Raw genomic sequence first — 23,451 nt, 5'->3', positions numbered from 1 at the left:
ACGTTGCTATGCTCAACCCCTTCGGACCTAAAAAGCCGAAGGGGTTTTGTGTTTACAGATAAGACAGCCATTTTAGGTTTCGGTGTGTGGCTTTGTAGTTTGCGTACCAACGGCACAATGGATACAAAAATAAAACCACGGCTACCCATACGCCATAAACCGCGCCTAATTCGATACCAGAGTTGGGCGGTCGCCCAAAGCTAAACGTGCCAATGGGGATATCTTCCCAGCTGAACCCCTGCAAAAACAGCATCCCAAACATGACACTGTGAATCAAATACCAGTGAATCAAGTAATAAAACATCGGAACTTTGCCATAAGTAGCCACAACCTTGGTAAAAGCGTTGGGTTGAATATCGCCCAGCGCCAACAATCCAAACATGAGTCCGAGCATAACCAACGTATAAAGCAAGGAAGGTGGGTATTTGGATACGTTAATAAACGACAGAAAGGTAAAGAGACTTGATTTTTGCGCTGCCCATTGCGTAGGGTTGCCGTAAAAATTGAGGAGTCGAATCATCACAAACAGACTTATTGCCAACAAAGCAGAACGCCAAAGTATGTTTGTGCGAATGGGCGCGGCTTTTTCAAACACGCTACCGAAGCCAAACCCCGCCAGCATGATGCCAAGCCACGGAATGAAAGGATATAGTGTGCCCAATGTGAAGTTTGGAGAAAGCGTAAATACATTGGTGACAAACAAAAATGACCAGCCTACGGCTAGACCCTGAGTTTGGGGAATAGGAATGAGAGTGGTAAGGCCATGCAATACGATAATACCCCACCCGATGATTCCTAATACTTTGGCAGGTACTTTTAACAAAAAGGATAACGTCACAAAACCCAACCCGATGGCAAAAATAACTTGTAGAATAATGGTACGGAAATGAATATCGAACCAAAAGGCAAAATTGATGACTGTGATTTCCAACAACATCAGCCAGAGTCCTCTGGTCAGCAGGAAGCGTTTGGTTTGCGCGGGATTGTGTTGGCTTTTAAAAGTTAAGTACGCCGAGACTCCCGACAAAAAAACGAAACTGGGCGCGCAAAGATGCGTTACCCAGCGGGTCATAAACAGGGCAGCGGTAGTGGTTTGTAAATTGGTAGGGTCTTGGGTTAACGCGGTAGTGTGCATCAAATCTCTGACGTGATCTAATGCCATGATAATCATAACAATACCGCGGGTAACATCAATCGTGTGAATTCGTTTCATGAATTTATCTTTTGGCTTAGGGGCCTAAAGATAAATAGAAACCCACAGAAATAAAGGCGATTTACTTCTGTGGGAATGGATATTTGAGGTTTAAATAATCCGCTTCAAGGCAAAATTGGCCGATACCAGCCGCCCGTTGCGACGTACCACCACGTGCATTTCTTTGCCTTCGCGGCGTTGAAACATTCGGTAAATATCAGGTAGCCCCATGGTTTCGACCGATTGGCTGTTGATTAAAAGCACTTCGTCCCCTTCTTGCAGCCCTGCCTGAAAGGCAGGTGAGCCTTCGATTACGTTTTCAACAAAAAATTGCCGAAAGCCTTTTCCTTTGGCTCGTACATCCATACCGCTCATGTCGTGTTCAAAGCGCTCTTTGAAGCGTTTTTTGTTGGGTTTCAGCACAATGTATCCTGCTTCATAATTAAACGTCACCTTGAAGCGACTTAACAATTCTCCGCCTAGGTTTCCGTCGCGGTAGGGAGACTGGTCGGTGAGTTTCATGCCAAAGGCTGAGCTGTCTGGAAAAGTGGTCAATACATCCGTTAGTTCAAACTGCCCGATACGCACCTTGGGAATCCGACCGATGTGGCCGTTGATAACCCCCGCCAAGCCAACGCCTAGCTGCGATTTTACCACTTTTTGGGGCAATTGAATATTATTGACCGAAGTATTGAGCATTAAAGCGTGCCCCGCACCCGTATCCAACACCACCCGAATCGGCAGTTCACGGTCATTGGCCACGACCGTTACGGCGTCCAGATAGGGTTTGGTTTTTTCAATTACAATCGGGAATCGGTCGCCCTGCTTGGCGGTATATTTGTATTTAGTAGGCGTGGTGAGCGTGAGTTCTTGTCGATGAAAATCAATCGTGACCACAAATTTGTTGAAGATTTCGTACCCAAAAATGCCGTGAATGGGTGTTCCTACCACCTCCGATAACCGCAAGATTTCGCTGTCCATCACCACGATGTTATGTTTGAACCCCTGCATTTTGCCCATTTTGAGGGTGTTCCCCACGGTGACATCGGCTGCAATGGATTTGCCGTCGCCCATGCCTTCGATTTTCATTTTGCGTACCGATTTCATGCCCAGTTTTTGCGCCACGGAAGCATCGGTCAAAATCGTTGAGCCCACGCCCGTATCAAGCACAAATCGGAGGGTATCTGATTTATTGATGCGCACGGGCACAATGATGAGATTAGAGTGTAATTCAAACGGAATCCGTGTGGATTGGCGACCGTTGGCCAAGTGCAGCCCATGGATTTGCTCCTGTTCTTTTTGCTCGATGGCTCGGCTACTGAAGCACACAAAAAGAGTAGCGAGGCAAAGTACTAAGTATTTCATTTTCATGGCTTTGTAAGGGTTATTTGAAGCCATGAAGTAAAGCTATTTATCAATGCGGCGCATCACCCCAAAATAGGGGTTTTTGCGCCAATGAATTGTTTATCAGCTGATTTTGGCGGAGCCCACCCGCCTGACGGACTGTGCGTCCCAGTTCAAAACCGTCAGACGGATAGTGGTTATCCCCCAAAAATAGGTAGGTTAGATAAGTTTGTCTTTTACCGCCTTTTTGAGGGCTTCGGTCTTGTTGGTTACGTGTAGTTTTTGGTAAATATTCCGAATGTGCGTCTTAACGGTCTCGACACTAATAAACAGTTCATCGGCAATCGAATGATACGTTTTTCCCCTAGAAAGAAGGGTCAAAACGTCTGTTTCACGGTCGGAAAGAGGAGTGTTGAGGTTGCGTTGAAATGACTTTACCACCAGCGACGCAATCTTTGAGCTCATGGGCGCGCCACCGCTCAATACCTCATCAATGGCATTCAGTAGACGGATGTGGTCGGTATCTTTGGTCAGATACCCCGAAGCACCCGCACAAAGCGCTTCAAAGACCAGTTTGCCATCTTCGTGTACGCTGATGACCAGAATCGTGGTGTGGGGGCGTTCGCGCAAAATGCGTTTGATGCCTTCAATGCCGTGCATCCCCGGAAGCTCAAGGTCAATCAATACGAGGTCGGGAGCGTCTTTTTTTAAGTTTTTGAGGGCATCGATGCAGTTCGTGTACGTGTTCACGACGTGAAAACGTTGCTGACTTCCAATGATGAGCGCCAAGCCATCTTTGACGGCTTCGTTGTCTTCAATAACGGTGATTTTTGTAACGTTAATCATTATACGTTTATAGGTTTACCCCAAAAGCTAACTACTTTTGGGGGAGGCTGTTTTGGTTGGAATGCTCCCTCTCAGCAAAACGATTGTTCCTTTGGGAGGGGTAGGCGTAATGGATAAATGACAATGGATTCGTTCGGCGCGTAAGCGCATGTTATTCAGTCCTTTATGATAGCCTTCGGTGGGGAATATGATTCCCGTGCCATCGTCAATCAGGGCAAAAGACATCATTTGATTTTCGATGGTTGCCCGAAAAATGATGTTTTGACATTGAGCATGCTTGACGCAGTTGGTTAAGGCTTCTTTGAAAATCATAATCACCTGAATGCTTCGGCCCGGTGGCAGATGCACGTTTTCGTACTCGTTAGGAAAACGAATATCGGTATGAAAATGAATGGGGGTATCTTGCAATAAATTTTCACCTAAATCCTTGATATACAGGGATAACTCGTTGATTTGGTTGCTTTCGGGGTCAATCGACCAGATGAAATCTTTGGTGTCTCGAAAGAGCTTGACAACGTTTTTTTCAATTTCTCCCACAATGCGTTTTTCCTCGCTTTCGTGCCCATTGTAGCGAAGTTTGAGCACGTTGGACTGCATTCTAATGGCGGCCAAACGATTGCCTAATTCGTCGTGAAAATCCTGCGCTATTTGTACCCTTACGGCGGCCTCGGCTTCCTGTTTTAGCTTTTCATACGCCAATACCCGCCGTGTACGGTATTGAATATAAAGCTTTTGTGATAAAATCCCGAGTGATGCTAAAGTGGTGGCAATGAGCAAAATAAACCACCAACGTTGATAAAAAGGTGGAATAATTTCAAAAGTATAGGTCGAAATATCTCCCCAATGATTGTCGCCGTAGGAAGCGCGTACTTTGAAGTGATAGCAGCCTGGCGTGAGATGGGAGTATACAACGGCTGTTTGGTCGGTCGGGCCGAGCCAGCCTTCATCCGCTCCTGCCAATTGGTACTGGTACCTAACGTGGTCTGGACGGGTGTGATTAATGGCTATGAAGCTGATTCTCAGTTGATTTTTGGTGTTTGGCAATGATAAACCCTCGTAGACTTGGTTCCACTTGCTTTGGCCTTGGGCGTAGTGGGCAAGGTCGGTTGTGTCAAAAGGAATTCTGACATCCGTAAAATGGACTTTTAATGCTTCTGGGCGGGACTTAACGTTGCTCTCGCGGTGCCTAAAGAGCCCTTTGATGGTTCCAATCCATAATTCCCCGTTGGGGGCCACAAAGGCCGTATTGGCGTTGGTTTCGCGGGCGGTAAAGCCGTCAGTTTCGTTGTAATGTCTGATATTGCTGATTTTCAGGTTTTTATCAATCGTTATTAAATCAATGCCGCGCTCGGTGCCTACCCATAACCGGCCTTGCTTGTCAAAAATGGTGTTGTAAATTAGATTGGAACAAAGCCCGTTTTTCACGGTATAATACTCCTTTTTGCTCGTTTTTGGGTCAAACACCGCAATACCGTCCTCAAAGCTTCCCAAGGCTAGCAGACCATCGTGGCGTTTGGCCATGCTCAAGGCGGGAAAAGAAGCGAGGTCACGGTCGTACATAAAATCGTAGACAGTACCGTTTTTTAGGATATTCAATCCCCCAGGGCCAGAAGCAATCAGTTCATTATCATTGAGTTGTAGTGTTCTACGTACAAATCGACCTTTTAATCCCTGCTTAGAAGTATAGTGGTGGAGTTGGGTTCCATCGTGCAAAATTAACCCGTTTGAAGTGCTAATCCACATCTCTTTCCCCTTCCCTGCTTCCATAAAGAGCGAGACTCCGTGCGAAGATAAGTATGTATCAAGCGGGATATATTCTATGGCTGTTTTTGAAATTTTATAAACCCCCGCCCCCGCCAGTCCAACCCAGGTATTTCCTTCATTATCAACGGCTAAGCAATTGACCCGTTTGCCCAGAAGCGGCTTGGGGAGCGGCAGTATTTTGTTGGTTTTGGTATTCCAAATATCCATTCCATGATCAAAATAGCTAATCCATAATTTTCCGTCGGGGGCAAGGGCAAAACAGGAGATGGTATTGCTGCTTAAACCTGACGTAGCATTCAAACCCGTGAAGGCAGGGTTGGTGAATTTATAGACGCCGTCGCCGTCGGTGGTAAACCAGATATTTCCTTCACGGTCTTCCAACATTCCTTTGACCATGAAGTTTGTAAAACCATTTTGGACGCCAAACTTTAAGAGGCTCCCTTTTTGGTAACGCATCGCTCCCGTGGTCAGCCCCATCCAGATACTGCCGTCGGAGGTTTCGGTCATTTCGTGGGCGAGTTCTTTGCTAATAAATTGCAAATCAGCGGTTTTAATGTCAGAGTTCTGGGCAGAAGTTCTAAAAACTCCCTTTTCGGTTCCCAGCCAAAGGCTGTCTTTGGTGTCAAATAAAATACACCGTAAGACCATGCCGTCGGGCGTATGAAACCGAGATTGAAGGCCTTTGGGAGTTACCTCAAAAATTTCTCCGCTGTAGGTCGAAACCATCAATCTTTTATCGCGCGTGCCCGACATATCGCTGTAAAAGGAGGGGCGAACCGCGCCACTTTTCTTCAAAAAAATAAGGCTGTCGTTGACTATTTTTCCCAGTTGACTCGCATTACAAATGGCGTAAACATTGCCTTTTTGGTCACCAATAACGGAGGAAACCGTGTAGGGTTCGCGGTTGGGGGAGTAAACGGGGCGGGTATTTTTGCCGTCGTAGATGGAAAGACCAAAAGGCGTACCGATGTACATCAGGCCTTTGGCGTCAATTTCTAGTGATAAAATATTGTTTGCGGGCAGATTATCCTCTTTTCGGTAGGTGGTAAAATGCAGCCCGTCGAAGCGAGAAAGCCCGCCGCCGCGCGTCGAAAGCCAAATGTACCCAAAGCGGTCCTGCTCGATGTCGGAAACCTGCGATTGGCCCAACCCCGAAAAAATATCGTAATGCCTGAAATAATACACCTGCGCCACTGATACTCGCAGCACCAGTGAGAACAGCAAAAGGGCAACCCATCTGCTGGCGGTTAAAATGTTGATTGACTTCACATTGCTAATTCTGTTTTAGAGAATATTCTATATGGCTGAAATTTTGAATATTCACGACAGGAAGTAAGTGTACAAATGTAAAACAAATCTTTATATCTGATTAAAAATAGGGTAGTTAATATTTCATCAAAATTCATCAATTTCTGGCTATGAAAACTCCTCAGGGGCATCGTACCTTTGGCATGAAGAATGTAAATTTTAAACAATGAATTCAGTAACGATTATCGGGGGAGGGGTAAGCGGCCTTTTTTCGGCGTATTATCTTCAAAAAGCGGGCCATTCGGTCACCATCATTGAGCAAGGAGCGTTTCTGGACGGTTGCTCTTTTGGCAATGCAGGCATGATTGTCCCGAGTCATATTGTGCCGTTGGCCCAGCCGGGCATGATTGCCAAAGGCTTGCGCTGGATGCTCAAATCCACCAGTCCGTTTTATGTAAAGCCACGGTTGAGCTGGGATTTGATGAAATGGGGATTACTCTTTTATAAATATTCCACCGAACAACACGTCCAACGTTCCATTCCTATTTTGCGGGATATAAGTTTGCTTTCTAAAAAACTCTTTCAAGATTTGGCTGCTTCTGGCGACGTAGATTTTGGGTGGCACGAGCGCGGATTATTGATGCTGTACAAAAACGCCGATACCGAGCACGAAATGGCCGAAGAAGCGCATTTGGCCAATCAGGCGGGCATTGTGGCGGAGATGCTGAACGGCGCTCAGGTGCAGGCGCTTGAGCCTGAAGTTCGGGTAGATGTGCGTGGCGCAGTTTACTACCCAGGTGATGCACACATAACACCCAACTTGCTTATTAAGAATCTATTAGTCTTTCTTAAAAAACAGGGAGTGCAGGTTTGGGAGAACGAAGAGGTGCTTGGTTTTGAGAAAAAAGGCACAAAAATAACGGCCATACAAACGGCCAAAGGGAGTCATAAAACCGAAGAATTAATCATTGCAGCGGGGGCTTGGTCGCCCGTTTTGACGGAGAAGCTGGGTATTTCGTTGCCTTTACAGGGTGGGAAAGGCTACAGTTTTATGCTGAAAAATGTGAAAAATAATATCCACGTACCCGCCATCATGCTTGAAGCGCGCGCCACTGCGACTCCTATGGGTGGGGACTTACGCTTTGCAGGTACTTTGGAAGTGGCAGGAACCGACATGACGGTCAATATGAACCGCGTGCGGGGAATTGTGCAGGGAATTACGAATTATTATCCCGAACTAGAAGTACAACTACCCGAAGTAGACAAGGTATGGCGCGGCTTGCGGCCTTGTTCGCCCGATGGATTGCCTTACATCGGACGGGTAAAAGGACTGGATAATGTTACGCTCGCCACAGGGCATGGTATGATGGGCGTGAGTTTGGGCCCAGCTACGGGTAAATTAGTCGCTGAAATTGTGACGGGCAAGGCGGAATCTATGGAGGTGCAGGCTTTTAATCCTTTGCGTTTTAGCTAGTTAATGACTTTTGGTCAGGAGTTGTGATTACTTGCGCAACTCCTGACCAAAAATTAATTTTTGGAAGTTTGGGTGTACGGCATTCCTTTTTTCTTCTTTTCGTAGATTGCCCATTGCTCGGGGGTGAGAATGCCTTTGAACTTTTCGTCTTTTTCCGTTTGCCATTTGTCCACCGTTTCCCGGATTTGTTGGATTTCTTGCGGAGAAGGGCGTGAATTGGCGTGGATTTTCATGAAGGCCTCCTGATAATCGCTTAATTTCAGGGCATGGTCCAAATTGAGCGTTTCGATAGAAATTGATTGATCTTCGGTAAGCTTTACTTTTTTGTCCAACCATTTGGTTTGCTCTTCGGCAATTTGGTCGGGCGTCAGTGGTTTTTTGGGCGTAGAGGGAAGCTGATTCATGCTGCGAGAACCGTATCCACGGCCATAGCCGCCACCGTAGCCACCGTACCCTCCGCCGTAGCCACCATATTGCGCCATTGTTTGAAAACTTATAAAAAGGGTAGCTACGAGGCAAAATTGTAGGAATCCTATTTTCATCGTGTGTCTTTTTTAGAAAATTGGTCGAAATGTAGCTATTTTCGATGCACTTTCAAAAATACTGTCCCCGTATTCTTTCAGTTTATGACTCCTTTTTATCAACGCCTACGGGCCCTTAATGCCTGGAAACCGCCCCAAGATTGGCTTCAATTGACCGCCATCGACGCCCACACGGGAGGGGAACCGTTACGAATTATCACCGATGGAATACCCGAAATCAGGGGGAATACAATTCTGGAACGACGGGCTTTTTTAAAAACAAACCTTGACCATTTGCGCAAAGCCTTGATGTGGGAGCCGCGCGGTCATGCGGATATGTACGGGTGCATCGTTACCGAACCCGTAACCAAAGATGCTGATTTTGGCGTGATTTTTTTGCACAATGAAGGCTATAGTTCCATGTGTGGGCACGGCATTATTGCGGTGACCAAAGTGGCGGTTGAATTAGGATTGATTGAGGCAAAAGAACCAGTTACAACGGTCAGAATTGATTCGCCAGCGGGCTTGATTACGGCCTATGCAAACGTGAAAAATGGCCAGATAACGTCGGTAAAATTTCAAAATGTACCTTCTTTTGTCTTGTACCGCGATCACTCTTTGCGGGTCGAAGGTTTGGGCGAAGTGCGATTTGATGTGGTCTACGGCGGGGCTTTTTATGCGTATGTAGACGCAGACGCACTGGGCATAGGAATGACAACTGGAGATTATCGTTTGTTGATTGAAAAAGGAATGGCCATCAAAAAGGCTGTGATGGGTTCACTTTCCATTGTGCATCCTTTTGAGAAAGATTTGAGCTTTTTATACGGGACTATTTTCTACGGGAAAGGTCATGCCGAAGGTGTTGACAGCCGAAACGTGTGCATTTTTGCCGATGGCGAAGTGGATCGCAGCCCTACTGGAACGGGGGTGAGCGGGCGCGTGGCGTTGCAACACGCCCGTGGGGAGCTGGCCATCAACCAACCGATGGTGATTGAGAGCATTGTAGGGAGTCGATTTACCGCTTCCGTTCAATCCGTTGCCACCTATGGCCCGCACGCGGCGGTTATCCCTGAAGTGGAAGGGAATGCCCATATTTGCGGTAAAAATACTTTTTTGATTGACCCAAAAGATGAACTAGGCCAAGGGTTCTTTTTACGATAATAGGTGTATAGTTGGGCCATGTGCTATATGTCGTCGGGTTCTCAAACCCGACGATTGTGGTTTCTCAAAACCACGATTCAAAATTTTTTATCTTAAACGAACAGACTGCATTGCATACATTGCGCTATTTTTCCCGTCAGGCCGTCGAAGAAGGAGTAACCATGACCGAGGCCATAGAATTGATGAAAGAAGCTTTTCGCAGCCTATCGGTGGGGGAGGCGGTGGTGCCTTTGAGGGTAAACCTGCCGCAGCCCCAACAAAACGCCCAAACGCTCTTTATGCCCGTGTATCTGCCATCGGCCGTAGCGTTGGGTCTGAAAATGGTCACCATTTTTAGGGAAAATCCAGCGCAAAATCTCCCTTTGATTCACGGGCTGATGCTCGTGATGGATGGCACCAACGGGCAGCCAATGGCGCTGCTAGATGCCGAATACCTGACCGCTTTACGAACAGGGGCGGCGTCTGGCTTGGCGACAGATTTATTGGCCCGCAAAGACGCGACTGTGTTGGCGGTTTTTGGTACTGGTGCGCAGGCACGTACGCAGGTTGAGGGGGTTACTGCCGTACGGGCGCTGCAAAAAGTGCTTGTTTTTGGGCGAAATGCTGAAAATACAGAACTTTTTTGTAAAGAATTGCGGGCAAAAACGGGATTGAAAATAGAAGTAGCACACGCCCCAGAGCAGTTGTTGGAGGCGGATATTATATGCGCTGCTACTACGTCCAACGTGCCTGTTTTCAAACATCTACACCTCAAGAAAGGTGTACACATCAACGGCGTAGGTTCGTACCGACCCGAAGCCCGCGAAATTCCCGGGCAGACCATGCAGGTGGCGACCATAGTGGTAGACCAACGAACGGCGGCCGTTGCTGAAGCAGGTGATATTGTCTTGCCCATAAAAGAGGGATTGCTCAGAGATACCTCAAATTTTGTGGAGCTGGGTGAGATTATTTTGGGAGCAAAACGGGGACGTATTTCGGAGGATGAAATCACGGTTTTTAAGTCCGTAGGCAATGCTGTACAGGATTTAGCCGTGGCAAGTTACTTGGTTCGGAAGGCCCAAGAAGGCAATTTAGGCGTTGTTTTGGGCTAATATTCTTATTTTTTGTACAAATCCTTGACAATCCTGCGCGCCTACCATACATTTGCAGCATCAATTTGTACAATTCTTCGTGAAAACACGCAACTACGCTTTTTTTCGACATCACCACCACCACGCCTGCGGGCGAGCGTAGATACCATTCCATGCGTAGGACTTCAGGATATAAGTCATGCGTTTTCATTAACTTTGCCTCCCTATTTAGTGTTAGAATGACTTTTGCTCAGGCAATCGTACGCGCACAGATAGTGAATCCCACTCAATCATTTGCTCATCTATTCTTTTCGTTATTCAAAAATGTTACGTATTGCCATTCAAAAGTCCGGACGTCTCAGCGACGATTCTATCAAATTATTCAAAGAATGCGGTATTCAGTTCGATAGCAGTTCTTCCGGAAAGTTAAAGTCTATTTCTGCCAATTTTCCCGCCGAATTTTTATTCCTGCGCGACGATGATATTCCCGGTTACGTCGAAGACGGCGTCGCCGATTTGGGCATTGTTGGAGAAAATGTATATACCGAAACGGGCCGTCAGGTGACCGTAGTGCATAAATTAGGATTTTCGAAGTGCCGTTTGTCGTTGGCTATTCCGCGCGGTACACAATGGAACGGCGTTGAAGACCTTCAAGGTCGGGGCATTGCCACGTCGTATCCGCGCATTTTGGGTAATTACCTGAAAGAAAATGGCGTAGAAGCCGACATTCACGAAATCAGCGGTTCGGTTGAAATTGCGCCAAGCATTGGTCTTGCCGATGCCGTGTGCGACATTGTAAGCTCAGGAAGTACTCTGTTGAGTAACGGCCTGAAAGAAGTAGAGGTCATTTACCGTTCGGAAGCAATTTTGATTGCTGCTCCCAATCTGAGCGATGAAAAAGCCCTGTTGCTGGACAAAATCATGTTTAGAATTAAGGCGGTACAAGCGGCGCAAAACCACAAATATATTCTACTGAATTGCCCTGCCGAGGCCGTCGACAAAATCATGCAATACATTCCGGGCATGAAAGCACCGACCGTGTTGCCGCTGGTGACCGAAGGGTGGGTGTCGCTTCATTCGGTTATTAATGAAAATGATTTTTGGACCAATATCGAAAAAATCCGCGAGGCTGGTGCCGAAGGGATTTTAGTCATTCCGATTGAAAAAATGATTCGATAACAGCGTAGTCATTATTTGCAATGAAGTGGTCGTTATTTGCAATGAAGTGGCCATCGTTTGCAATGAAGTGGCCATCGTTTGCAATGAAATGGCCATCATTTGTAATGAAATGGCCATCATTTGTAATGAAGTGGTCATTGATTTGCAGTGAAGTAGTCATTATTTGCAATGAAGTGGTCGTTATTTGCAATGAAATGGCCATCATTTGTAATGAAATGGTCATTATTTGTAATGAAGTGGTCGTTATTTGCAGCGAAGTGGTCATTATTTGCAATGAAATGGCTGTCATTTGCAATGAAGTGGTCATTATTTGCAATAAAATGGCCCTGTGGTAGCCGTATTTTGAATTGTAGATGTTTTAGCGATTATTGTTTGAAATTAAACCTAAACTTTAAAATGAGATTAGAGGATTTGCAAGTATACCCACTCTCCATGGAATTGGGGGAAAAGGTCTGGGTAATAGTTGATGGCTGGAACTATTTTGCAAATGATGTAGTGGGTAAATAATTAGTAAAAGCAGCGGATTCCGTTGCCGCCAATATTTCGGAAGGCTATGGTCGCTATCATTTTAAGGAAAATATCAATTCTGTTTTTATGCTAGAGGATCACTGAGAGAGACAAAAACGAGGCTTGTTAAAGCAACTAACAAAGCGCTCATTTCTAATGACCAATTAGAAATATTGGCATCAAAATGTGAACAATTATCTGTAAAACTTAATAATTACATTAAAACCATCGGCAAGGTTTCATGACCTAATTGGCTTTGACTTTTTATAACAATATACGACCAATTCATGGCTATATTAGACTATTTCATGACAATAAATGCCCAACCATGACTGTTTCATGACATTTCTTACAGAACTATATGCAAATTATCGCTTATCCCAACCGCAGTGAGTGGCCTGCGCTTTTAGCTCGACCGACGCAAAGCATGGCCAATATCGAAAAAGCCGTAGCGCCGATTCTAGAACAGGTTCAGAAAGAAGGCGATGCCGCCTTGCGCGCTTTGGCCCTCAAATTTGATAAAATTGACCTTACGGAGATTGCCATGTCGCTCGCAACAGTGGCGGCAGCTGAGGCCAGTCTTACCGAAGAACTCAAAGCCGCCATCCGACAGGCGTATGCTAATATTCGAAAATTTCACGAAACGCAGTATCAGCCCGTTCAGAAAGTTGAAACTATGTCGGGCGTTACATGCTGGCGGCGCAGCGTGGGTATCGAGAAAGTGGGTTTGTACATTCCTGGAGGCTCGGCTCCGCTTTTTAGTACCGTGCTGATGCTTGGTGTGCCTGCACAACTGGCTGGTTGTAAGGAGATTGTTCTCTGTACTCCTAGCGACCACCCCGCCATTTTATACGCGGCACAGTTGGTGGGCGTGACCAAAATTTTCAGAATAGGCGGAGCGCAGGCCATTGCCGCAATGGCCTACGGAACGGAGTCGGTCCCCAAGGTTTATAAGATTTTTGGGCCGGGAAACCAATACGTAACGGCCGCAAAAATGCTATTGGCCAAAGAAGGCGTGGCTATTGATATGCCCGCGGGCCCTTCTGAAGTGGCAGTATACGCCGATGGGTCGGCGGTTCCGTCGTTTGTTGCGGCCGATTTATTGTCGCAAGCGGAGCATGGTGCAGACAGCCAAGTGTTGCTGGTGTCGACGGATAAGAAATTCTTAGCATCGGTTAATCTTACGCTTTCTACGCAGTTGGAAGCGTTGCCCCGTAAGGAGTTGGCGCGAAAAGCGATTGAAAACAGCAAGGCAATTTTGGTCGAAGATGAAGCCGAAGCCATTGATTTGCTCAATGAATACGCCGCCGAACACTTGATTTTGAGCGTAAGCAACGCCGAGGAAATCTGCGAAAAAATCATCAATGCGGGCTCTATTTTCCTAGGAAATTATACCCCCGAATCCTGCGGCGACTATGCGTCGGGCACAAATCATACCCTGCCCACCAACGGCCACGCCCGGGCGTACAGCGGGGTGTCGTTGGATAGTTTCGTGAAAAAAATCACCGTTCAGCACATCTCGCCCGAAGGCCTCAAAGCCCTCGGACCGACCGTTGAAGCCATGGCCGAAGCCGAATCGCTCCACGCCCACAAGCGTGCCGTTAGCCTTCGATTGAGCAGTTTGAAATAAGGCAAACGTAGGGGCAGGCCCGCAGCGGCACGGTACGCCGCGCGGTTCCGTTTGCGTCTGCCCAATATTATACGAGCATCATAAACACCATCCTCGTCTCGTTTGCATTGCAAATGCAAACGTGCGTTGTAAATTGCATTACACTTGAAAAAAGCGCAAACATGGAAGAAATATTTGTGACCAAACTTCGCATCAATAAGGTTCGCCATCTGGAGAACCTCGAAATTCCATTGTCCGAAACCGAGCGTAAGCACTTGATTTTAACTGGGAAAAACGGGAGTGGAAAGACGAGTGTGCTGGAAGGGATTAATGTTTTTTTGAATTGGATTTTAAATAATAAATCTCAGGAAACAGAAGTTGAAGAAAATGTACGGCAATATAAAGGTTATAGAAATGCAATAAAGGAACGGGAAGGGAGGATGGCAAAGGGCTATAACGAATCCTATGGGCATTACCAATGGAAGGGTGACGCTATTAGTGCTCAAGATATGCAATCAAAAATAGTACGTTATCAGAAGTTTGTAGAAACGTATGTTCCTGTTCAATTATTCGGAAATGTTGATTTATATAGTGAAGGACCTTTTCAGCAAATGAGTTGGCGATTTGGTAATTTTATTCTCAAATACTTTCCATCAAAACGGTCTTTTCAACCGAGAGAATCTTTGGGCCCACAAAAAATTGAACTCAAAGAACAATATGACATTAAAGAAAATGCAAATGAAAATTTTGTTCGTCAATTAGTTAATCTTCGCTTAGATTTATTGGATGCAAAAGATACGGGGAAAAAGTGGGAAGTTGAAAAAGTTGAGAATTGGTTTAAACAGTTTGAAAGTACGCTCAGGAAAGCTTTTGATGATGAGTCTCTTGAACTAGTATTTGACAGAGGAAATTTTAATTACAATATTGTAACAAAAGGGAAAGAGTTATTTAATCTTAATCAACTTTCTGATGGGTATGCGGCATTCTTATCGATAGTTTCAGAGTTAATGATGAGAATGGATAAAAAGTTTGATACAATTAGACCTTACGACCTCCAAGGAATCGTCCTCATTGATGAAATTGAAACTCATTTACACATAGATTTACAAAAGAAAATTCTTCCTTTTTTAACTTCTTTCTTTCCCAAAATTCAATTCATTGTCACTACGCACTCGCCTTTTGTGCTTAGTTCGGTAGATAATGCGGTGATTTATGATTTGGAAAAGCAGGAAAGAGTTGAGGACTTATCGGCTTATTCTTATACTAACATTGTGAGGGGTTACTTTGGTATTGATGAATATTCCAATGAAATCAAAGAAAAAGTGGCTCATTATGAAGATTTAATCAACAAAATGAAGGGGGAAGAGGCAAAACTTTCAGTGGAAGAAAAGGAAATGTTTTATGAACTAAAAAAATATTTTAAAGAATTACCCAAATCGCTTTCTCCTGAATTACAACTCAAAATTCTACAGTTAGAACTTGCACAATTAGCCCAATGATAAACGTAGTTAAATCGCAACCAGCTCCACTATGTTTAGCAGAAGAAGCTAAGAAAAAAAGTGGAGATTATAAGTGCGGAGAAGTTCTGATAAGAGTTCGAAGTGACTTTCATAATAAGTGCTATATCTGTGAAACAAAAGCACCTACAACAATCAATGTAGAGCATTTTAAGCCTCATAAAAGAGGCAAATTAAAATTATTGAAATTTGATTGGAACAATCTTTTTTATGTTTGTGGCCATTGTAACAATACAAAGTTAGCTAAGCCCCAATACGATGATATTTTGAACTGCATCAATCCTGATAACAGGATTGTAGATTTAATTGAACATATTTTTGATCCACTCAAGTCTGATTCCCCAGATTTTAAAGCTCAGATTCAAACCCAAATAGTTCTTAATACAGTGGCACTTTTGGAAGAAGTGTACGATGGTAAAACTGTTTTGAAAAAAATTGAAGCTGAAAATATCATTGATGCCCTTACCAAAGAGATGAACAACTTTGTGTATTATGCTACGGGATATTTAAAATCAGACGATAATCCACAAGAAAAAAGAGATTTTTACGAACTAATAGTTGCTAAATTGAAACCAGAGACTGCTTTTACAGCCTTCAAAATATGGGTTGTCAAATCAAGCCCCAAACTTTTAAAAGAATTCGCCCAATACCTACCACAATGACTTTTGACTTAACAAAAATCCTCCGTCCGCACATCCTCAACTTGGTGCCGTACTCGTCGGCACGGGATGAATATACGGGCAAAGAAGGTATCTTTTTGGATGCCAACGAAAATCCCTATCAGTCGGTAAACGGGCAGCACTGGAACCGCTATCCCGACCCGTACCAGTGGGCTATTAAACAAAAATTGGCACCCATCAAAGGCGTACGACCCACCCAAATTTTTCTGGGCAATGGCTCCGACGAACCCATTGACCTGTTGGTGCGGGCCACTTGCACGCCCCGTGAAGACAATATGCTGCTCATGCCGCCTACATATGGCATGTATCAAGTAAGCGCCGACATCAACGACGTGCCCGTTATCAAGGTGCCATTGACGTCTGATTTTCAGATTGATACCCCTAAAGTGTTGGCGGCGTTGACCCCCAAAACCAAAATTGTGTGGATATGCTCGCCCAATAACCCCAGTGGAAATCTGGTACAGCGCGAAGCAATTTTAGAAATTCTGAACAATTTTCAGGGATTGGTGGTCGTCGATGAAGCGTATATTGATTTTGCGAGTGAACCGTCGTTTACGCAGGAATTGGATAATTATCCCAATCTGATAGTGTTACAGACTTTTTCTAAGGCGTGGGGGTTGGCTTCGCTGCGTTTGGGAATGTGTTTTGCCTCCGAAGAAATTATTAAGGTATTAAACAAAATCAAACCTCCTTACAACCTCAGCGGTGCTACGCAACAGCTATTATTTGAAGCGCTGGACTACGTCGAAACCAAAAACCAATTGGTCAATGATATTTTGGCGGAGCGGGAGCATTTGCGCACGAATTTGGCCGCGTTGCCGTTAGTTAAAAAGATATATCCCTCAGATTCCAACTTTTTGCTCGTCGAATTTGACGATGCTTCGGCCGTGATGCAGTACTTGATTGACCAAAAAATCATCGTGCGCGACCGTTCAAAAGTGATTCTGTGTGATGGATGCCTACGGATTACGGTCGGCACAGCGGAGGAAAACAAAACGCTGTTAGAAACGCTGAAAGCATTTGCCATCATGGCATAACCGATAAGGGTTTTGAGGCCGCCGATTGTCATTATTAAAATTAACACTACAGTAGATGAAAAAGAAGCTTTTATTCACTTTGTTGCTTACCGCCTTGGGCATTTTACCCTCAATGGCGCAGTACAATAATTGGGCGGTTGGATTTCAATTGGTGGAGCCTTCTGGGCTGAATGTCCGTAAATATTTTGGCGACAACAAAGCCTTGGATATTTCGGCAGGAACGTATGGCCTGTTTTATGGCCGCGACCGCAAGTACCGCAAAGGTACCTACCAAAATGCGGGATTCTCGGTGCGGGCGGCGTACCTGTGGCACAAGGGGTTGTTCAAAGCCGAAAAACTGCACGTTTATTACGGCTTCGGCGGCCAAATCAACTCACGTCGCTATTATTTTGACCCTAGCAATGTGCCCGGTGTCAAAGTGTTTACCAACAATATTTCGCTCGGAGGCGCAGGTTTGGCAGGAACTGAATATTTTGTACCAAACAGTCCCTTATCCCTGTTTTTGGAAGGCGGACTTTACATTGAATTGATTCCTGACATTTTTTATCTTCACCCGCAGGCCAGCATCGGCGTTCGTTTTAATTTTTAGCATTGTTATCGTCGGTGGAGTTATAACCTCACCGACGATATTTGTTAAAACGCGGCTTTTTTTATCACTTCAGCACCCACTTTTACCGTTTCAGCACAAATGCCCCTTTGCTTGAGGGCTAGGCCAATTACTTTTGAGCGTTCAAAAATTCAAACAGTAATTTAAGCCATGAAACAAAAAAATGTACTTCAGAACCTGCGGGTTCAGGCAATGCCTTTTGCCAAAAATACTCCTATCGCCTCTCTATTTGTGCCTTTGATGATGCTCATGTTGATAATGACGGGGTGTAAGAAGGAAGAAATTGTGGATCCAACGTTTACGGTTACGGCAAAAGCGGGCGCAGACCAATCCGTACAAGTAGGGCAACAGGTCAGCTTGGATGCCTCTGAGTCAAGCGAAGCGCAGGGTAAGCCGCTCACGGTAGAGTGGAAGCTGTTGCGGAAGCCCGCCAAAAGTACCGTAACCCTCTCAAACGCGTCGTCGTTTAAGCCTACGTTTACGCCTGATGAAGTAGGCGAATACGAGCTTGAATTGACCGTCAGTAGTGCCAATGGCAAAAGCACCGACAAAGTGTTGGTAACCGCATCGGTGGCCGAGCCTTTGGCCATCACCGCAAATATCACCGTCAAAACTAACCTCACCGACCGCGTAGCCAATCCCGATTTGCCAGACTACATCGTAACCAAATCCATTGACGTCAACAACGAACTGACCATCGCTCCAGGCGTAGTGATTGCATTTGAGCGGGATGTGCGGATGAACATCAACGACAACGGCGGACTTATCATTGCCAAGGGCGAAGCCAACCGCAAAATCAAATTTGTGGGCGTACAGAAAACCAAGGGGTATTGGGTGGGCATTTCGCTTTATTCGGGTAGCAACGCCAATCTCATGGAATACGTGGAAATAATGCACGCAGGTAGCCGTACCGTCTTCAGCACCATAAAATCTGCCTTGTTTATGTCGGGAGGAAGCAAGGCGCAGATTGCCCTTAAAAATACCGTGTTTTCTCAAAACGATGGCTACGGAATCTATGCCTACGACGGGTCTATTTTACGCGAATTTTCGCAAAATGCTTTTTCGAACAACACCGAAGCGGGGATTATGCTTACCGCCGAAAACGTGGCAAAATTGGATGCCGCTTCGACGTTTAAAGGTGGAAATGGCCGCGATGTGGTAGAAGTGACCGCCTCGGGTATCAAAGGAAAAGAAGAAATCACTTGGGCGGGTTTTGCCGACAAAACTCCTTACCGCTTGACGGGTGAATTTACGGTTAGTACTGGTTGGAAATTAAATCCGGGCGTTATTCTGGAAATGAACCGCGACGCCGTCATCAGAATCAATACAGACGGGTATATTTTGGCCAAAGGAACGGCGGCGGCGAAAATAGTTTTCAACGGTGCCAACAACACGGCGGCCTATTGGCGCGGCCTGATTTGTTACTCGGCTGACCCAAAAAATTTGCTTGAACAAGTAGAGGTTAAAAATGCGGGCAGCGTAGCTATTGTGTCAGGCAAGCGGGCAAACGTGGCCATCTACGGTAACCGAGCCACCATGACCATCAAAAATACGACCATCAGCGGCAGCGGTGGCTATGGGGTATTTGTTAGCTACGGCGCATCGGCCAACGCCGATTTAACGACGGCGAATACTTTCGATAAAAATCAGGAGTCGAATGTGTTGATTGAGAAATAAACAGTGAGATTCTGTACAATTCGGGCCGCCCTTCACGAAGGGCGGCCCGAATTTTTTACTCACTTACTTGCCTCACAACTGCCTGAATTTTGGGTTTTCTACGGCTGTTTTATTGTGGTATTATTTCCGTCAACAGTTCATTTTCGGCCTTGTCATAGTAGGTGCAAGTCATTTTGTCCATCGCCACTGCCCATTTTTCGATGCCCGATTTTGCGCAGTCTTTGCAAAAAGTAGGATAGTCGGTTTGGCCTTGCTGATGCGCTTTTAGGTCAATTTTGAATTGTTCGGCATTGCTTATTTCGGCAATAGACAGGGTATCATAGGTTGGGGTAGTTGAAGTTTGGTAGGCATCTTTCCCAAAATACTCAGTGTGCCCGTCTGACACGTAGGTTTCGTAGGACGTTACACCCAATTGAATCAGCTCTTGAATATAGTTGGGAAAATCGGCACCCGATTTTACTTTTGAATGGGCGGCTTTAATTTGGTCTACAGTAAACATTGGTTTTGATTTTTTGGTCGTTAAACGATGATTTGTACAATGCAAAAGTCCTCAAAACGAAGGCGCTGTCATTGTAAAAAATCGTTTTTTATAAGAACAGCTTAAACTGTTCGGGAGTGTCGCCCGTGTATTGTTTAAAATCCTTGATAAAATGGGCTTGGTCAAAAAAGTTGTTTTCGTAGCAAATGTCAGTAAGCGATTTCGGGCCATTCAAATCATTTAATACCGTATTGAATCGAACAATCGACGCAAATTTTTTAGGGGAAGTGCCCACTAATTTTCTGAAACGTTTCTCAAAAGGGCTTTGGCTGATAAACAGCTTTTCGTTTAACTCCTTGATTTTAATGGCTCCTTTTGACTGATAAATGAGTTTGACCGCCTCAACGATAAGTCGGTCGTTTTGAATGCCTTTGAGGTGCGAAAGAAAGAATTGTTCAATAACCTGAATACGCTCGGCATCCGTCGTGGCAGATGACAGTTTTTCCTCCGCTTCACGGACTTTGTTCTTGTCAAAAATATCGTCGAGTGAAATGCTTTGATTAAATAGTTCGTGGGCGGGGCTTGCCGTAAAGTGCGTAAAGCCGATTTCGGTAAAGTAAACCAATAGGGTCCCGATGTTGGCGGAGTTTTTGAAGAGTTTATAGTGGTCAGAAATACCCGTTATGCCCGATGTTTCCAAATTCAATTCTACGTTATTAATAACTGCTGAAAGCTGTCCACGGTACTGAAATCCAATGACAAGACCCGACGCAGGAAAAACCTTGTATTGGCTTTCCTGCGCATTTTCGGCCACTACAAAGTATTTAATGTAGGGGCTAAGTTGCGCTGTCGGAATGAATTTGTCAAATCTCATAGTGGCTTCTTAGTAGCTACCGAAGTTTCATTTTCAGCAATCCAATTTCAGTGGCTGGCGGCTGACGCTCGTAGAGAATCCTGTAGGTGGCTTCTGTGATGGGCATTTCAACGCCGTATTTATTGTTCATTTCAAAAATACTGTTGACGGCGTAGTAGCCTTCGGCAATCATTTTCATTTCCATTTGGGCCGATTGAACACTGTACCCGCGCCCAATCATGTTGCCAAAAGTACGGTTGCGGCTAAACTGCGAATAGGCCGTTACGAGCAAATCGCCCAAGTAGGCCGAGGCGCTCAAGTCACGCTCGCGCGGGTCTACGGCATTGACAAAACGGCGGATTTCCTGCATGGCATTGGAAACCAAAACCGCCTGAAAGTTATCTCCGTAGCCCAATCCGTGACTGATGCCACAGGCCAACGCCACGATGTTTTTCATCACTGCGGCGTACTCAACCCCGTACAAATCCACCAAAGGGTTGGCGGTGACAAACCGACAATTCATCAATTGGGCAAAATGCGAAGCGCAGGCTTCGTCGGTGGAGGCGATGGTGAGGTAAGATTGCTTTTCGAGCGCCACTTCTTCGGCGTGACACGGGCCCGCAATGACGGAAATTTGACTCAGCGGTACTTCAAAACGCTCCTCTACCCAATCCGTAACCAGGCAGTTTTTTTCGGGAATCATGCCTTTAATGGCCGAAACAACCCGTTTGCCCGCAAAATGTTGGGCGGTTAATCCTTGGAGTGGCTCTTGAACAAAAGCGGCAGGAATGGCCAAAATGACGTATTCGGCACCGTTGAGGGCGTCGGTAATTTTAGAAAAAGTCTTTACTTTACGGGGACTTAGACGCACGTCGCGGAGATAATCGGGATTGTAATGGTGCTTCCGGATGTGGTCAACGGCGCCACGGTCGCGCAGCCACCAACGGATAGATACGTTGTTTTCGGACAGGATTTTGATAATAGCAGTGGCCCAACTGCCACCACCTATAACGGCGATTGATGTCATTGGTAGGATTGTCGGTTCTAATTTCGTAGCACAAACTTGCAAAAAAAGCCTCAACTTTACCCTTTGCCACTTCAACTTTACCCTTATTTATCACATCCGCAGCCTTTGCCGCAACCCGATTTTTTGGGGCTTAGTTCTTTTCGTAGGCGGTTGCCGACGTACCCCAACGCTCCTAAAAAAAGCAAACCGATGACAATTGTTTCCATCATTTTGGAAGAAAATTAACGTAAAAATGCGTTTGGGAGAATTTTCTGGTGATTTACGCCTTAAAGTATAAAATCTACCCCTCATCGCTTTACACAAAAACGCCTTTTTCCGTAATTGCGTTCCTGATGACCCTTTCCGCTAAAAATTTTATGAAAAACAGCAGTACCGAATCCACCTCTTTAAGCCGTTTAGTGAGTTTGCCCGTTATTGTGGCTGCGCTGGGCTATTTTGTCGATGTATATGATTTGATTGTGTTTAATATCGTACGGGTACCGAGCCTCAAAAGCCTCGGACTTAGCCCAGAAGAAGTGTCGAGCGTAGGAGCTGCCATTTACAACTGGCAGCAGGCGGGATTGCTAATAGGGGGAATTTTATGGGGAATTTTGGCCGATAAACGTGGTCGGCTGTCGGTCTTATTTGGCTCTATTATTATGTATTCTTTGGCCAATATCCTGTGTGGTTTTGTGCAAACGCCTATGCTGTACGGTTTTCTGCGTTTTATGGCTGGGGTAGGGCTAGCGGGGGAATTGGGGGCAGGCTTGACGTTGGTTTCTGAGATTTTGCCCCAAAAGCTACGCGGTTATGGGTCTTCGATTGTGGCGAGTGTGGGACTTTTGGGCGCGGTGGTGGCTTTTCTGACCAACTCATGGTTTGACTGGCGCACTACGTATTTTGCGGGTGGTGGTTTGGGGTTGGCTCTGCTGCTGTTGCGGATACGCGTGTATGAATCAGGGATGTTTGAGCAGGCCAAAACCCAAAGTTTGCGCCTGGGTAGTATGTCGGCGTTTTTTACAGATAGTGACCGTTTTTGGAAATACATGCGTTGCATCGGGGTTGGTGTGCCTACGTATTTTGTCATCGGAATTTTGGCCACGTTTAGCAATGAATTTGCAAAGGCGTTGGGTATCACGGAAGAGATAGTGACTGGGCGGTGTGTGATGTACGTTTTTGTCGGAATGGTCGTGGGAGATATGTTCAGTGGGGTGTTGAGTCAGTGGCTCAAATCGCGTCGCATGGCAATTGGTATCATGACCACTATGACTTTGCTGGGGGTGATTATTTATCTTTACGGCGGTATCACCGACGCGGCGGCTTTTTATATTGTGTGTGCGTATTTGGGCTTTTCGATTGGTTATATCGCCATGTTTTTAACGGTAACGGCCGAAAGTTTCGGGACCAATTTGCGCGCTACGGCTACCTCGACCGTCGCTAATTTTGTGCGGGCTACTACGCTACTGACGCTCCCCTTGTATCAGTACCTCAAACCAAGCATGGGGGCTATTTCGGCAGGTGGACTGGTAGCGTTGCTCTGTTTTGCGATTGCGTATCTTTCCCTTTTTCTCATGGAAGAAACGTTTCATAAAGAGCTTGACTATGTAGAATAAGGAGTTGTGGTTTCATAACAATGACAGGCGCACTTTCGGGGTGCGCCTGTTTGTTTCATGACTGTGTT

General features: G+C 45.6%; 22 protein-coding genes and 1 pseudogene. 13 read left to right on the top strand and 10 right to left on the bottom strand.

All coding sequences use genetic code 11. From position 1 onward, the window contains the following. Positions 1 to 52: 52 nt before the first annotated feature. The 4 genes from NCI00_RS24680 to NCI00_RS29520 form a co-directional block, all read right to left on the bottom strand. Positions 53 to 1,213, bottom strand: coding sequence for an acetyltransferase domain-containing protein (locus tag NCI00_RS24680; protein WP_253532168.1), 1,161 nt, complete (start codon positions 1,211 to 1,213; stop codon positions 53 to 55). Positions 1,214 to 1,303: 90 nt separating this feature from the next. Further along, positions 1,304 to 2,590, bottom strand: a complete 1,287-nt coding sequence (locus NCI00_RS24675; RefSeq protein WP_253532167.1) for an aspartyl protease family protein — start codon at positions 2,588 to 2,590, stop codon at positions 1,304 to 1,306. A gap of 165 nt (positions 2,591 to 2,755) precedes the next feature. Continuing rightward, complete coding sequence (locus tag NCI00_RS24670) at positions 2,756 to 3,382, bottom strand: response regulator transcription factor (RefSeq protein WP_114460781.1); 627 nt, start codon at positions 3,380 to 3,382, stop codon at positions 2,756 to 2,758. A gap of 27 nt (positions 3,383 to 3,409) precedes the next feature. Continuing rightward, positions 3,410 to 6,415 carry a sensor histidine kinase gene (locus NCI00_RS29520; RefSeq protein ID WP_253532166.1) on the bottom strand — a complete coding sequence of 1,002 codons (3,006 nt, stop codon included), beginning with the start codon at positions 6,413 to 6,415 and terminating at the stop codon, positions 3,410 to 3,412. A gap of 205 nt (positions 6,416 to 6,620) precedes the next feature. Between NCI00_RS29520 and NCI00_RS24660 the strand changes: the two genes are divergently transcribed. Continuing rightward, positions 6,621 to 7,868 (top strand): NAD(P)/FAD-dependent oxidoreductase, encoded by a 1,248-nt coding sequence (locus tag NCI00_RS24660; RefSeq protein WP_253532164.1) that lies wholly within the window; start codon positions 6,621 to 6,623, stop codon positions 7,866 to 7,868. 53 nt (positions 7,869 to 7,921) lie between these two features. On the opposite strand, the gene NCI00_RS24655 is transcribed toward NCI00_RS24660, so the two are convergent. Then, a complete protein-coding gene (locus tag NCI00_RS24655; RefSeq protein WP_253532162.1) occupies positions 7,922 to 8,410 on the bottom strand; it encodes a DUF4890 domain-containing protein in 489 nt (162 codons plus the stop codon). An 84-nt stretch (positions 8,411 to 8,494) separates the two neighbouring features. On the opposite strand from NCI00_RS24655, the gene NCI00_RS24650 reads away from it, so the two are divergent. From NCI00_RS24650 to hisG, 3 genes are all read left to right on the top strand, one after another. Beyond that, a complete protein-coding gene (locus NCI00_RS24650; RefSeq protein ID WP_253532160.1) occupies positions 8,495 to 9,550 on the top strand; it encodes a proline racemase family protein in 1,056 nt (351 codons plus the stop codon). A gap of 110 nt (positions 9,551 to 9,660) precedes the next feature. Next, positions 9,661 to 10,641, top strand: coding sequence for an ornithine cyclodeaminase family protein (locus tag NCI00_RS24645; RefSeq protein WP_253532158.1), 981 nt, complete (start codon positions 9,661 to 9,663; stop codon positions 10,639 to 10,641). A gap of 303 nt (positions 10,642 to 10,944) precedes the next feature. Then, entirely contained in the window at positions 10,945 to 11,799 is an 855-nt protein-coding gene (gene hisG, locus NCI00_RS24640; RefSeq protein WP_166558096.1) for an ATP phosphoribosyltransferase, read from the top strand. On the opposite strand, the gene NCI00_RS24635 is transcribed toward hisG, so the two are convergent. Beyond that, positions 11,767 to 11,937, bottom strand: coding sequence for a hypothetical protein (locus NCI00_RS24635; RefSeq protein ID WP_253532156.1), 171 nt, complete (start codon positions 11,935 to 11,937; stop codon positions 11,767 to 11,769). The genes hisG and NCI00_RS24635 overlap by 33 nt on opposite strands. Between NCI00_RS24635 and NCI00_RS24630 the strand changes: the two genes are divergently transcribed. From NCI00_RS24630 to NCI00_RS24600, 8 genes and pseudogenes are all read left to right on the top strand, one after another. Continuing rightward, a complete protein-coding gene (locus tag NCI00_RS24630) occupies positions 11,925 to 12,134 on the top strand; it encodes a hypothetical protein (protein ID WP_253532154.1) in 210 nt (69 codons plus the stop codon). The two genes, NCI00_RS24635 and NCI00_RS24630, sit on opposite strands and share 13 nt — an antisense overlap. A 184-nt stretch (positions 12,135 to 12,318) precedes the next feature. Further along, a pseudogene (locus NCI00_RS29610) lies at positions 12,319 to 12,551 on the top strand (four helix bundle protein); the annotation flags it as partial. Between the two features lie 116 nt (positions 12,552 to 12,667). Continuing rightward, positions 12,668 to 13,936, top strand: coding sequence for a histidinol dehydrogenase (hisD, locus tag NCI00_RS24625; RefSeq protein WP_253532152.1), 1,269 nt, complete (start codon positions 12,668 to 12,670; stop codon positions 13,934 to 13,936). Positions 13,937 to 14,097: 161 nt separating this feature from the next. Beyond that, entirely contained in the window at positions 14,098 to 15,414 is a 1,317-nt protein-coding gene (locus NCI00_RS24620) for an AAA family ATPase (RefSeq protein WP_253532150.1), read from the top strand. Beyond that, positions 15,411 to 16,094: an HNH endonuclease gene (locus NCI00_RS24615; RefSeq protein WP_253532148.1), complete on the top strand. Its 684-nt coding sequence runs from the start codon at positions 15,411 to 15,413 to the stop codon at positions 16,092 to 16,094. The genes NCI00_RS24620 and NCI00_RS24615 overlap by 4 nt, the downstream gene beginning before the upstream one ends. Further along, the gene (gene hisC / locus NCI00_RS24610) at positions 16,091 to 17,149 is read left to right on the top strand and encodes a histidinol-phosphate transaminase (protein ID WP_253532146.1); all 1,059 of its coding nucleotides are present in this window, start codon (positions 16,091 to 16,093) and stop codon (positions 17,147 to 17,149) included. Before NCI00_RS24615 ends, hisC begins: the two co-directional genes overlap by 4 nt. 55 nt (positions 17,150 to 17,204) lie before the next feature. Continuing rightward, the gene (locus NCI00_RS24605) at positions 17,205 to 17,738 is read left to right on the top strand and encodes a hypothetical protein (protein WP_166558093.1); all 534 of its coding nucleotides are present in this window, start codon (positions 17,205 to 17,207) and stop codon (positions 17,736 to 17,738) included. A gap of 168 nt (positions 17,739 to 17,906) precedes the next feature. Then, positions 17,907 to 19,433, top strand: coding sequence for a PKD domain-containing protein (locus NCI00_RS24600; protein WP_253532144.1), 1,527 nt, complete (start codon positions 17,907 to 17,909; stop codon positions 19,431 to 19,433). Between the two features lie 109 nt (positions 19,434 to 19,542). Here the strand turns inward: NCI00_RS24600 and NCI00_RS24595 are convergent, their stop codons facing one another. The 4 genes from NCI00_RS24595 to NCI00_RS24580 all read right to left on the bottom strand — a co-directional run bounded on the left by NCI00_RS24595 (position 19,543) and on the right by NCI00_RS24580 (position 22,000). Then, entirely contained in the window at positions 19,543 to 19,932 is a 390-nt protein-coding gene (locus NCI00_RS24595) for a DUF1398 domain-containing protein (RefSeq protein WP_253532142.1), read from the bottom strand. Positions 19,933 to 20,020: 88 nt separating this feature from the next. Beyond that, the gene (locus NCI00_RS24590) at positions 20,021 to 20,785 is read right to left on the bottom strand and encodes a helix-turn-helix transcriptional regulator (protein ID WP_253532140.1); all 765 of its coding nucleotides are present in this window, start codon (positions 20,783 to 20,785) and stop codon (positions 20,021 to 20,023) included. 16 nt (positions 20,786 to 20,801) lie between these two features. Continuing rightward, positions 20,802 to 21,791, bottom strand: coding sequence for an NAD(P)H-dependent glycerol-3-phosphate dehydrogenase (locus NCI00_RS24585; RefSeq protein ID WP_253532138.1), 990 nt, complete (start codon positions 21,789 to 21,791; stop codon positions 20,802 to 20,804). An 83-nt stretch (positions 21,792 to 21,874) separates the two neighbouring features. Beyond that, complete coding sequence (locus NCI00_RS24580; protein ID WP_253532135.1) at positions 21,875 to 22,000, bottom strand: FeoB-associated Cys-rich membrane protein; 126 nt, start codon at positions 21,998 to 22,000, stop codon at positions 21,875 to 21,877. 147 nt (positions 22,001 to 22,147) lie between these two features. Between NCI00_RS24580 and NCI00_RS24575 the strand changes: the two genes are divergently transcribed. Beyond that, complete coding sequence (locus NCI00_RS24575) at positions 22,148 to 23,383, top strand: MFS transporter (RefSeq protein ID WP_253532133.1); 1,236 nt, start codon at positions 22,148 to 22,150, stop codon at positions 23,381 to 23,383. Positions 23,384 to 23,451: the final 68 nt, after the last annotated feature.

This window comes from Runella salmonicolor, from assembly GCF_024158025.1.
GTDB classification, from domain to species: domain Bacteria; phylum Bacteroidota; class Bacteroidia; order Cytophagales; family Spirosomataceae; genus Runella; species Runella salmonicolor.
This window is presented reverse-complemented; position numbering and strand designations above follow the sequence as displayed.